The following is an 11,165-nucleotide window of genomic DNA, read 5'->3' on the forward strand; positions in this document are numbered from 1 at the left end:
ATCGAGCACAAAAATTGGACTAGGTCGACCCAACCACAAGTAATGGACTAATGCATTTTTGTTTTGCTTGCGAAAGCTCTGTAAGTATGAGAAAATGTAAGCATAGTATGAGCTTCTGACAATAATATCTAAGGGAGTGTGTGCTTATGGTTTTTGATAAACTGCAGAGTATAAATAGGAAAACTGCTGCTGTGTGTGTGGCGGCGCTGCTGACAGGCTTTATTGCCGGGGCAGGCTATGCCTGGAGCAGCAATAAAACCTCACCGCATTACAATGCGGCGAAGCTTACGGGAGAGCTGCATTATGCCAAGGTAGAAACAGGCAGACTGCAGTGCGTTGTGCTGCAGGATAAGGCTGCTATGTACAGTGACCCGTCAGGACTGCATGGAAAGGTTGTTGATTATCTGTCTGCCGGTGTTAAGCTGGATTATATTGATACAGTTTCCAGTCAGGATAAGGATGAACGCTATGCTGTTACGGAGCAGCAGATGCAGTTTCGCAAGTTTTTCGGAAGGCGGCATATTATTCCTGCCGGTACGCAGGTACTTGTGCTGCAGCCGGACAGAGGCAACGGTGAAACCAAGGGACGTGTTTTGGTTGATGACAAGGAATATGACCTTGATTTTTCTACCAATCTGTTGCGCTTTCCTTATGTAGGACAGTGGAAAAAGGTTGAGTTCAACGGCAAGCCGGGCTTTGTGAAATACAATGCGCTTTCGGATGCGAAGCTGATGTGAGGTGGGCATGATGAGTAATAAGCTGGTAATGAGAATTGCGGCATTGCTCTGCCTGCTGGCGGGCTTTGCAATCGGTATGAATATTTTTGGACTGAAGGACAGAAGCTACAGTGTGAAGGAGGGCGACAGCTTTTACAGTCAGCCTTCTGTGACTGCTCAGCCGGCAGGCGGCTTTGCCAAAGGCGAGGAGCTGGATGTGACGGATAAGCTGGAGCTTGCAGAACCTAATGCGGTGAAGGTGCTGCAGACTAAGATAGTAGAGGATAAAAACCGCACTAAATATCAGCTGCGTGAGGGTGATGTTTATAAGCTGGCGGAAGCACGTATGGATAAGGCGAATACCCCTTGCGTGATTGAGGTGCAGACTACTAAGGGAGCAACTGCTAAGCTGGAGGTTGACAAGGCCTTGCTGCAGCCGGTTGATGAAGGAACGTGGCTGCAGGTGCGCAGCAAAGGCGGAGCCGCTGCCTGGGTGCGTGTGCAAAGCAAATGGTATTAGATGCTTGCTTGTGTAAATAGCTTAACACTTTTCTTTTAATTAATTTCATTTCTGCAAAAAAGTGATAAAATTCTAGCTAAGCGGCGATAAATATTGTATAATACATCCAAAATATCTGCTGCATAACAGATAAGAAAGAAGGATGGTAGTATGGTAAACTTAAAGAAATTATGTGTAGGTGCGCTATTGGCAACGACAATTTGCGGTATGGGTGCTTTGACTACGAGCGCAGAGGCAGGAAAAATTGAAGATGTTCAGGCTAGAGGCATTTTGCTGGTCGGCAGTACCGGCGATTATAAGCCTATGAGTTATCTTAATAAAGAAACCGGCAAGTATGAAGGCTTTGATGTTGAGGTAGCGGAGCTTTTGGCACAGTCCTTGGGTGTTAAGGTGCAATATGTACCGACTACATGGAAAACACTGCAGGCTGACACTATGGCCGGAAAGTTTGACATTGCTATGTGCGGTGTTACAAGAACCTTTGCCCGTGAGCAAAAAATGAATATGTCTCATGGCTATCTGACATTCGGTAAGACGATTTTATGTCGCAAGGCTGATGCAAAGAAATTCACATCTGAAGCGGACCTGAATAAGAAGAGCGTTCGCGTTATGGTTAATCCCGGCGGCACAAATGAAAAATTTGCTCTGAGCAATCTGCCTAATTGCACGCTTTTAGTACATCCGCAAAATGCAGAGATTCCTGCACTGATTGCCGAAGGCAAGGCTGATGTTATGATTACAGAAACTATGGAAGCACGTCGCTATGTGCGTGATGATGCCCGTCTGGCAGCACCTCTGCTAGATGATCCATTTACGAAAAATCACTTTGGTATCTTGATGGCTAAAGGTGACCAGGATTGGTTGAACTACGTAAACTTCTTTATGGAAGAAAAGGATATGGATGGTACGCTTGATAAGCTGGAGGACCAGTATATCAAATAAAGGTTGATTTATGAGCCGCTGCACTTAGGTGTGGCGGTTTTTCTTTCATCTTGACACTATGCGCATTAATACGTATAATGATAACAGGGAGGGAGCTAATGAAAAGACGCGAACTTCTGAAGCTTTTTGCTAAAGCTGGCTGGTATTTGAAACGTAATGGTTCACAGCATGATATCTATACAAATGGCGTTGACAGTGAAGCTGTTCCGCGTCATCCTGATATCAATGAGCGTTTGGCAAAAGCACTGATTAAAAAGTGGGGCCTTTAATGGCCCTGCTTTTTAAGGGATTTACGGAGGTACTTATCATGAAAAGCGTAGCTTATCCTATTATTTTAGAAAAAGAAGCTGATGGTTATTTTGTAACTGTACCTGATATTGACAGATATACACAGGGGGAAGATATAGCGGACGCTATGGAAATGGCACGTGATTTGATTTGCTTGTGGCTGCTTGATCTGGAGGAATCCGGAAAAAGTATTCCGCAGCCTGCATCAATAGAGCTGAATGTCAGCAAGGATGCTATAGTAACTTTTGTTGATGTAAATCTTGATGAGTACAGGAAAAAGTACGGTACACGTGTTGTGAAGAAAAATTGCACGATTCCGGCATGGCTCAATGCCCGCGCTGAGGCTATCGGCGTTAACTTCAGCCAAACACTGCAGGAGGCGCTTTTGGCCAAGATTGAAGCTTGCTGATTTCCAACCCGTAATACTTGCAGCAGTTCATTATGAGCTGCTGCTTTTTACTTTTATCGAAGGCATCGTTCACTTTAGGCTTGACTTTTGGTTAACCTGGTGTTACTCTTTGCATATCGGAATGTCTTTACAGACAGGCTTTAGACTGATAAAGAAGAGTATTAAGAGAATCGGAGAGGATGATATATATGCGTAAACGTATTTTGGAGCTGCTGCGAAACAGTAAGGGAACACCGGTTTCCGGTGAAGAGATTTCCAAGGAGCTGGAGGTTTCGCGTACTGCTATCTGGAAGCATATCCAGGCATTGAAGAACGAGGGCTACGAGATTGAGTCTGTGCCTAAGCGTGGTTATATTCTGCGCGAGGTGCCAGACCGTCTGTTTCCGCAGGAAATTTTGTCCCGTCTGCAGACCAAATGGCTGGGACGCAATATCTGCTACCGTGACAGCGTTGATTCCAGCAATAATCTGGCTAAAGCATTGGCCAACGAAGGCTGTGAAAACGGTCTGCTGGTAGTAGCAGAGGAGCAGGGCGCAGGCAAAGGACGTTTATCACGCGGCTGGATTTCCCCCTATGCGAAGGGCATCTGGTTTTCCGTGGTGCTGAAGCCGCCGTTCCTGCCGCAGGAAGCCTCCAAATGTACGCTGCTCGCAGCTGTTGCCGTAGTAAAGGCTATCAACAAGATTGCCGGCGTTCATGCCGCTATTAAATGGCCTAATGATATTCTTTTGCTGGGACGCAAGCTTGTAGGCATCCTGACGGAGATGAATGCCGAATTCGGTCATATCAATTATGTTGTTATCGGCACCGGCATTAACACCAACGCTTCTCCCGAAGATTATCCCGAAGAAGTACGCGACTTGGCTGTTTCCGTGGCTGATGCCGCAACGGAGCCTTTTACCAGAGTACAGCTTTTGTGCGATATCCTCAAAAATATGGAGGACCTGTATGAAACTGCGGTACAGGAGGGCTTTGGCCCCGTATTTGATGAATGGCGCCGCTATTCCTGCACCTTAGGTCAGGAGGTAAAGGTTATTGCCCCTGATATGACTTATTTCGGTACGGCCGAGGATATTGATGAAGAAGGCCTGCTGATTGTACGCCGCGAGGACGGCAGCAAAGAAAAGGTTGTTGCCGGTGATGTTTCTATCCGTCCGGCTAAGGCTAAGGGGAATGAGTACGCGTAAAAAGCCGAGCGTTAAATAGCTACAATTTCTTCTTGCAATATTTCCGCTTTGTGGTAAAATAAAAAAGGCTTTTATGCCGTATTTTGCGAATGGAACGCAGATTTCCGAGGAGGATCTTAGAATGTTACTTGTTGTGGATGTAGGAAATACAAACATCGTAGCCGGTGTTTTCGAGGATAAGACTTTAAAGGTACACTGGCGCTTTTCTACAGACCGTTCTAAAACTGCAGATGAATTTGGTATTATGCTGCGCAGCATGTTTGCTTATAGTGATGTGGAAATGGATAAGATTTCTTCCGTCATTATTTCCAGTGTTGTGCCTCCGGTGCTGATTCCCTTGTGCCACATGTGTGAGCGCTATTTCGGTATTAAACCGATGGTTGTAGGACCCGGCGTTAAAAACGGCATTTTCATTAAATACGATAATCCGAAAGAGGTTGGTGCAGACCGTATTGTCAACGCTGTAGCAGCCTTCAATAAATTCAGTCATTTGGGCAAGCCGATGATTATTATTGATTTCGGTACTGCCAACACCTTCTGTGCTTTGCTGCCGACAGGTGAATACTTGGGCGGTGCTATTGCGCCCGGCATCGGCATTTCTACAGAAGCGCTCTTCCAACGTGCGGCAAAGCTGCCGCGTATCGAGCTCGTTAAGCCTAAATCCGTAATCTGCCGCAATACTGTAAGCTCTATGCAGGCAGGTGCTATTTACGGCTTCGTAGGTCAGATGGAGGGCATTGTCAACCATATGAAGAAGGAGCTCGGCGGCGATGCTTATGTTATTGCTACCGGTGGCTTTGCCAATACTATGGCTGCAGAATCTGATTGTATTGATGTTGTAGAGCCTTTCCTGACTTTGGATGGTCTGCGCATTCTGTACGAAAAAAACGCTAAATAAGAGCAGGGATTTATTCCGTCGCTCGTGATAAAAGAGTTAAAGCTGTCGTGAGTAGCGTTTTGCTGCGCGGCAGCTTTTTTCGATAGGAGTTATATTTATGAATATTGGTAATATAGAGCTGTCTGCACCGTTGGCGTTGGCGCCGATGGCAGGCATTACGGATTTGCCGTTCCGCCTGATTTGTCGCCGTCTGGGCTGCGGCATGACCGTGTCGGAGATGGTGAGTGCCAAGGGCCTGCTGTATAAAAACGTCAAGACTACCGAAATGCTGCGTATTGATGACGGCGAGCGTCCGACGGCCATCCAGCTGTTCGGCAGCGTGCCTGCGGAGCTGGCGGAGGCTGCACGCATGGTAGAGGCCAGCGGTGCGGATATGATTGATTTCAATATGGGCTGCCCGGTGCCGAAGATTGTAAATAACGGTGAAGGCTCGGCACTGATGAAGAATCCGCAGCTGGCGCATGATATTCTGGCGGCGATGATAAAGGCAGTCAAGATTCCGGTGACGGTAAAGTTCCGCGCTGGCTGGGATGATAACAACCGCAACGCGGTGGAGATTGCACGTGCCGTGGAGGCGGCAGGCGTGAGCGCTGTTGCCGTACACGGACGTACACGCCAGCAGTTTTATGAGGGCAAGGCCGATTGGAGCATTATCGCTGACGTAAAGCAGGCAGTGAAGGTGCCTGTGTTTGGCAATGGCGATATCTTTACGGTAGCAGACGGATTGCGGATGCTGGAGCAGACAGGCTGCGACGGACTGATGATCGGACGTGGCGCTGACGGCAACCCGTGGCTGTTTACCGCACTGGCGGCAGCACTGCGCGGCGAGCAGTTGCCGCAGCCGCCTTCTCTGAAGGAGCGTCTGGCGCAGGCGGCGGAGCATCTGGAAATGCTCATTGCTTATAAGAACGAAGTTGTTGCGGTCAAGGAGATGCGCCGCCATATTTCTGCTTATCTTAAAGGCATGCCGCATGCAGCGGAATTCAGAGGACGCTTTCATAAGGTCGATACGCAGGAGCAGTTTTCAGAGCTGCTGGCGGAATACAGCGAATGCGCGCATCGCTATTATGAAACAGAAAAACATTTTGCATCTGGCATTGTCTAAGACGCGCAAATATGTTAAAATAATAATTTGTAAAAGAAGCATTTAGGGAGTTAAAAACATGGAAGCAGCTAACAACGCAAAACATGTAGTAAGTATCAGTCTGGGGTCATCAAAACGTGACGCCGGCGCCATATTGGAACTGGGAGGACGCAAAATCAGCATCGAACGCCGGGGAACCGACGGCGATTTTGACAGAGCACGTCAGCTCCTGGAGCAATGGGACGGCAAAGCTGATGCCATCGGTCTGGGTGGTACGGATTTATATGTTTATGCAGGCAAAAAGCGTTATACCTTCCGTGAATCGGCTCATCTGATTGCTAATGTAAAAAAGACACCGGTTTTGGATGGCAGCGGCCTGAAAAATTCGCTGGAGCGTAAGCTGATTGAATCACTTGCGGCCGGCAGCAAGGTGCCGATAAAGGGCAGCAAGGTACTGATGGTCTGCGGCGTGGACCGCTTTGGTATGGCGGAGGCATTGCTGGAGGCAGGTGCTGAGGTAACCTTCGGTGACCTTATTTTCGGTCTGAATGTCAATAAGCCGTTATATTCGCTGAAGGCGCTTGCATGGTGGGCGGCGCTGTTGGCACCGCTTGTTACCAAGCTGCCGGTAAGCTGGTTTTACCCCATGGGCAAGGATCAGGAATTGCGGGTAGTGCGTCATCCGGAATATTTTCTGGAGAATGATATCATTGCCGGTGATTTTCATTATATAAAAAAGTTTATGCCGGATAAGCTGCCGGGAAAAACGATTATTACTAATACAGTTACTGCTGCTGATAGAGTGATGCTGCAGGAGGCGGGAATCAAAATGCTGATTACGACAACTCCCTGTATTCAAGGACGCAGCTTCGGCACCAATGTTATGGAGGCTATGCTGGTTGCATTGCACGGCGGTAAAGAACCGCTCACGGCGGATGAATATCTGAAGCTTTTAGAGCATTATCATATAGAATCTTCTGTTGAGTACTTTGGTACGAAGGAGTAGTTTGTTTTTATGGAAAAATTTGCTTTTATTCTACATCCATTATCCCTGCAGGATATGGAACACTTATCACCCTTGATGAGGTATATTCCCGACCCGATAATCGAAGCCTGTCTGAAAATGAAGAAGCCGTTCAAGGTTTCGCATATTACCGGCATCAAGAGTCCTTATGCCGAAGCCGAAGGCTGGTTTATCGGCTGTCCGCTGACTGCTAAGCAGATGGTGGAGCTGCCTGAGGAATTTGTTATGGACAGAATTATTGAGTCCGGCAAGGTTGCTCAGGAGCTGGGAGCCAAGATTGTCGGCTTGGGAGCTTTTACTTCTATTGTCGGTGATGCAGGCATTACCGTAGCAAAAAATCTTGATATAGCAGTTACCAGCGGCAACAGCTATACTGTTGCTACCGCTATTCAGGGAACTAAGCAGGCTGCCAGAATGATGGGTAAGGATTTGAAGGAATGCCGTGCTGTCGTAGTCGGTGCCACCGGCTCTATCGGTGCTGCTTCCGTACGCCTGTTGGCAAAAGAGGTTAAGCATATTACGCTTGTTGCACGTCATATGGGACCGCTGGAGGAGCTGGCGCAGGAGCTTATTGAGCAAAATCATTGCGAGGTTGCCGTAAGCCAGGATATTCGCACATCTCTGCAGGAGGCTGACATTGTTATTACCGTAACCAGTGCGCTTGACTTCTTGATTGAGCCGGGCGATTTGAAGCCGGGTGCCGTAGTATGCGATGTTGCGCGTCCGCGTAACGTATCGCGTGATGTATCACTGAAGCGTAACGATGTGCTGGTAATCGAAGGCGGCGTTATTAATGTGCCCGGTGACGTAGATTTTCATTTCAACTTCGGCTTCCCGCCGCACACGTCCTATGCGTGTATGGCAGAAACCATGATTCTGGCACTGGATGGCCGTTATGAAAACTTCTCCTTGGGCAGATCTCTGGATATCAATAAGATAAATCTCATTTCTCAGCTGGCAGATAAGCATAACTTCAAGATGGCGGGCTTCCGTAATTTTGAACGTGCTGTTTCTGCCCAGCATATCGAGGAAGTCAAGCATAACGCTCAGCATGCTCTGGCAGTGCATGGCTGCTGATATTGACAAGTAAATCCGGCAACATATATAATCAATATATGCGTGTAAGTAAATTTTTATATAAATAATGATAAAGGAGCAGGAACATGGCAAGCAAGGAAACTATTTTAACAGCTGATGGCTTAAAAAAATTACAAGAAGAATTAGTTCAACGTAAGGGCGAAATCCGCGAAGAAATCGTTGAACGTCTGAAAGAAGCAAGAGCACAGGGCGACTTGAGCGAGAACTCCGAGTACGATCAGGCCAAGGAAGACCAAGGTAAAAACGAAGGCCGTATTCTGGAGCTGGAGCAGATGATTAAAACTGCTACCATCATCGATGACAGTGCCAGCAAAGCAGCAGGCATTGTATCTCTTGGTTCTACCGTGCTGCTGAAGGACGTAGAAACCGGCGATGAAGAAACCTATACCATCGTTGGTACTACCGAAGCAGATCCGTTCGAAAACCGTATTTCCAACGAATCCCCGGTAGGTGCAGCTATTTTGGGACGCAAGGTGCATGATGTTGTTATTACCAAAACCCCTGTAGGTGAATTGTCCTACGAAATCGTGGAAATTAAATAATAAGGAGAAGGGCGACAATGGCAGAGGTAAAGAATAAACCTAATACAGAAGAAGCTGCAGTGCTCACCGAAAACGAAATCAACGAGCAAATGCAGGTCCGCATTGACAAGATGCATAAAATTGAGGAGCATGGCTGGAAGCCTTTCGGCTATCGCTTCCTGTACACTCATCGTGCAGCAGATATCGCTGCGCAGTTCGATGAGCTGTCCGAAAAAGAAACTGAAGTAAAAATGGCTGGCCGTATTATGGCTATCCGCGGCCACGGCAAAACCTGCTTCATGGATATGCAGGATAAGACCGGCCGTATCCAGGTATATGTACGTAAGGACGTTATCGGCGAAGAAAACTATGCGCTGATTAAGCTGATGGATATCGGTGATACTGTAGGCATTACCGGTACTGCTTTCCGCACCCACATGGGCGAGCTGTCTATCAAAGCAAATTCCGTAGAAATGCTGTCTAAATCCCTGCGTCCGCTGCCGGAAAAATGGCATGGACTGAAGGATGTTGAAACCCGTTACCGTCAACGTTATGTTGACCTGATTGTTAATCCGGAAGTGCGTGATACCTTTGTAAAACGCAGCCAGATTATCAGAAGTGTACGCGAGGTTCTCGACAGCCATGATTTCCTGGAGGTAGAAACTCCTATCCTCAACACCATCGCAGGTGGTGCTGCCGCACGTCCGTTTATCAGCTATCATAACGCTCTGGATATGCAGGTATATATGCGTATTGCACCTGAACTGTACCTCAAACGCCTTATCGTAGGCGGTATGGACCGCGTATATGAAATGGGCCGCGTATTCCGTAACGAGGGCATTGACAACCGTCATAACCCGGAATTCACCAGCGTTGAGATTTATCAGGCTTTTGCCGATTACCGCGATATGATGGACCTGACCGAAGAGGTTGTTGTTAAGACTGCTGAGAAGGTTCTGAGCACTACCACTATCAACTATGAAGGCACTACTATCGAGCTGGCTTCTCCCTGGAAGCGTATGAGCATGATTGAAGCCGTAAAAGAATATTCCGGCAAGGACTTTACTAACGTAACCGATCTGGAAGAAGCACGCGCTATCGCTAAAGAGCTGAATGTGGCTGTTGAGCCTTCCTTTGGCATTGGCAAAATTATCAACGCATGCTTTGAAGAATATGTTGAAGATAAGCTGATTCAGCCTACCTTTATTACCGGTCACCCGAAAGAAATTTCCCCGCTGGCCAAGAGCAACCCTGAAAACCCTGAAATCACCGATCGTTTCGAGGCTTATATCTATGGCCGCGAAATCTGCAACGGCTTTACCGAATTGAACGATCCTATCGACCAGAAGGAGCGTTTCTTAAAGCAGGTTGAAGAACGCGCTAACGGCGATGAAGAAGCAAATATGATGGACGAGGACTTTGTCAACGCCCTGGAATACGGCCTGCCTCCGACAGGTGGTTTAGGCATTGGTATCGACCGTCTGGTAATGTTCCTGACCAACAGCTCTACCATTCGTGACGTACTGTTCTTCCCGACCATGAAACCGTTGGGCAAGGCTGTAAGCGAGAAGCCTGACTTTATGCAGGCTCCTGCTGTTGCTGCACCCGTAGAAGATGCTAAGGAGGAAACTATCGATTTCTCTAAGGTTGTTATTGAGCCTGCATATGAAGAATATGTTGATTTTGACACCTTCTGCAAGTCTGATATCCGTGTAGTTAAGGTTAAAGAATGTACCGCTGTACCCAAGAGCAAAAAGCTGCTGAAATTCGTTCTGAATGACGGTACCGGTACCGATCGTGTAATTTTGAGCGGTATCCATGCATTCTATGAGCCTGAAGAGCTGGTAGGCAAGACTTTGGTTGCTATTGTTAACCTGCCGCCGCGCAAAATGATGGGTATTGATTCCTGTGGTATGCTGCTGTCTGCTATCCATGAAGAGGAAGGCGCAGAGAAGCTGAACCTTATTATGGTAGATAACCGTATCCCGGCCGGTGCACGTCTGCACTAAAACTAAAAATTATTCTGGCGCTATGCGAAAGCATAGCGCCTTTTTATCTTCTATATATAGATACATAACTGCTTTTTGTAATAAGTTTTGGAAGTCATGTCCTGTTTGTAATGATGTTTTTTGGGATTGATTTTCGGTATAAATGCAGATGCTGCGAAAACTTTTCCGGAGATTTGCAGAGAAAAATAAGCAAAAATTAACGAAAAAATTTTGCGCAGCAAAGAAAAATTTTACTGATTTTCAGGGTTTTTTATGGAAAAAAGAGCTAAAAAAAGCATTTTTTTGAAGTTTTTTTAAGAAATTTTAATGCCGATAAAAGCGATAATCAAGCATGTTTCTTTTTCCACGAATCCTAGTGTTTCTCGAAAAAATCTTAAAAAAGTGCCGAAAAAAGTGTTGACAGAACCTAGGTCACGTGGTATTATATACAAGTCGACGCGATACGGCAACAAAACAAAAGCCAAAATCG

General features: G+C 46.9%; 12 protein-coding genes. All 12 read left to right on the top strand.

Annotated features, from left to right (window positions below):
• The first annotated feature begins 146 nt into the window (after positions 1-146).
• The 12 genes from Q7Q81_RS10800 to lysS all read left to right on the top strand — a co-directional run bounded on the left by Q7Q81_RS10800 (position 147) and on the right by lysS (position 10,696).
• On the top strand, positions 147-737 hold the full coding sequence (locus tag Q7Q81_RS10800) for a hypothetical protein (protein WP_304276058.1): 591 nt from the start codon (positions 147-149) through the stop codon (positions 735-737).
• A 7-nt stretch (positions 738-744) separates the two neighbouring features.
• Positions 745-1,236: a hypothetical protein gene (locus Q7Q81_RS10805; protein WP_304276061.1), complete on the top strand. Its 492-nt coding sequence runs from the start codon at positions 745-747 to the stop codon at positions 1,234-1,236.
• A gap of 150 nt (positions 1,237-1,386) precedes the next feature.
• Positions 1,387-2,178 carry a transporter substrate-binding domain-containing protein gene (locus tag Q7Q81_RS10810; protein ID WP_304276063.1) on the top strand — a complete coding sequence of 264 codons (792 nt, stop codon included), beginning with the start codon at positions 1,387-1,389 and terminating at the stop codon, positions 2,176-2,178.
• 98 nt (positions 2,179-2,276) lie between these two features.
• Positions 2,277-2,447: a type II toxin-antitoxin system HicA family toxin gene (locus Q7Q81_RS10815; RefSeq protein ID WP_293390348.1), complete on the top strand. Its 171-nt coding sequence runs from the start codon at positions 2,277-2,279 to the stop codon at positions 2,445-2,447.
• A 38-nt stretch (positions 2,448-2,485) separates the two neighbouring features.
• Positions 2,486-2,875, top strand: coding sequence for a type II toxin-antitoxin system HicB family antitoxin (locus Q7Q81_RS10820; protein WP_293390350.1), 390 nt, complete (start codon positions 2,486-2,488; stop codon positions 2,873-2,875).
• 188 nt (positions 2,876-3,063) lie between these two features.
• Positions 3,064-4,062 carry a biotin--[acetyl-CoA-carboxylase] ligase gene (locus Q7Q81_RS10825; protein ID WP_304276065.1) on the top strand — a complete coding sequence of 333 codons (999 nt, stop codon included), beginning with the start codon at positions 3,064-3,066 and terminating at the stop codon, positions 4,060-4,062.
• Positions 4,063-4,183: 121 nt separating this feature from the next.
• Positions 4,184-4,960: a type III pantothenate kinase gene (locus Q7Q81_RS10830; protein ID WP_304276069.1), complete on the top strand. Its 777-nt coding sequence runs from the start codon at positions 4,184-4,186 to the stop codon at positions 4,958-4,960.
• 97 nt (positions 4,961-5,057) lie between these two features.
• Positions 5,058-6,065: a tRNA dihydrouridine synthase DusB gene (gene dusB / locus Q7Q81_RS10835; RefSeq protein ID WP_304276072.1), complete on the top strand. Its 1,008-nt coding sequence runs from the start codon at positions 5,058-5,060 to the stop codon at positions 6,063-6,065.
• A 58-nt stretch (positions 6,066-6,123) separates the two neighbouring features.
• Positions 6,124-7,050: a quinate 5-dehydrogenase gene (locus Q7Q81_RS10840; protein ID WP_293806885.1), complete on the top strand. Its 927-nt coding sequence runs from the start codon at positions 6,124-6,126 to the stop codon at positions 7,048-7,050.
• Between the two features lie 9 nt (positions 7,051-7,059).
• On the top strand, positions 7,060-8,145 hold the full coding sequence (locus tag Q7Q81_RS10845) for an NAD(P)-dependent oxidoreductase (RefSeq protein WP_304276075.1): 1,086 nt from the start codon (positions 7,060-7,062) through the stop codon (positions 8,143-8,145).
• Between the two features lie 86 nt (positions 8,146-8,231).
• Positions 8,232-8,708 carry a transcription elongation factor GreA gene (gene greA, locus Q7Q81_RS10850; RefSeq protein ID WP_304276078.1) on the top strand — a complete coding sequence of 159 codons (477 nt, stop codon included), beginning with the start codon at positions 8,232-8,234 and terminating at the stop codon, positions 8,706-8,708.
• A 17-nt stretch (positions 8,709-8,725) separates the two neighbouring features.
• On the top strand, positions 8,726-10,696 hold the full coding sequence (gene lysS, locus Q7Q81_RS10855; RefSeq protein WP_368502137.1) for a lysine--tRNA ligase: 1,971 nt from the start codon (positions 8,726-8,728) through the stop codon (positions 10,694-10,696).
• The last annotated feature ends 469 nt before the right edge of the window (positions 10,697-11,165 follow it).

Source organism: Phascolarctobacterium succinatutens, from assembly GCF_958453765.1.
GTDB classification, from domain to species: Bacteria; Bacillota; Negativicutes; order Acidaminococcales; family Acidaminococcaceae; genus Phascolarctobacterium_A; species Phascolarctobacterium_A succinatutens_B.

Coding starts and splice junctions, on each gene's coding strand:
- Q7Q81_RS10800 (WP_304276058.1), top strand. CDS start 147: ATGGTTTTTGATAAACTGCAGAGTATAAATAGGAAAACTGCTGCTGTG.
- Q7Q81_RS10805 (WP_304276061.1), top strand. CDS start 745: ATGATGAGTAATAAGCTGGTAATGAGAATTGCGGCATTGCTCTGCCTG.
- Q7Q81_RS10810 (WP_304276063.1), top strand. CDS start 1,387: ATGGTAAACTTAAAGAAATTATGTGTAGGTGCGCTATTGGCAACGACA.
- Q7Q81_RS10815 (WP_293390348.1), top strand. CDS start 2,277: ATGAAAAGACGCGAACTTCTGAAGCTTTTTGCTAAAGCTGGCTGGTAT.
- Q7Q81_RS10820 (WP_293390350.1), top strand. CDS start 2,486: ATGAAAAGCGTAGCTTATCCTATTATTTTAGAAAAAGAAGCTGATGGT.
- Q7Q81_RS10825 (WP_304276065.1), top strand. CDS start 3,064: ATGCGTAAACGTATTTTGGAGCTGCTGCGAAACAGTAAGGGAACACCG.
- Q7Q81_RS10830 (WP_304276069.1), top strand. CDS start 4,184: ATGTTACTTGTTGTGGATGTAGGAAATACAAACATCGTAGCCGGTGTT.
- dusB (WP_304276072.1), top strand. CDS start 5,058: ATGAATATTGGTAATATAGAGCTGTCTGCACCGTTGGCGTTGGCGCCG.
- Q7Q81_RS10840 (WP_293806885.1), top strand. CDS start 6,124: ATGGAAGCAGCTAACAACGCAAAACATGTAGTAAGTATCAGTCTGGGG.
- Q7Q81_RS10845 (WP_304276075.1), top strand. CDS start 7,060: ATGGAAAAATTTGCTTTTATTCTACATCCATTATCCCTGCAGGATATG.
- greA (WP_304276078.1), top strand. CDS start 8,232: ATGGCAAGCAAGGAAACTATTTTAACAGCTGATGGCTTAAAAAAATTA.
- lysS (WP_368502137.1), top strand. CDS start 8,726: ATGGCAGAGGTAAAGAATAAACCTAATACAGAAGAAGCTGCAGTGCTC.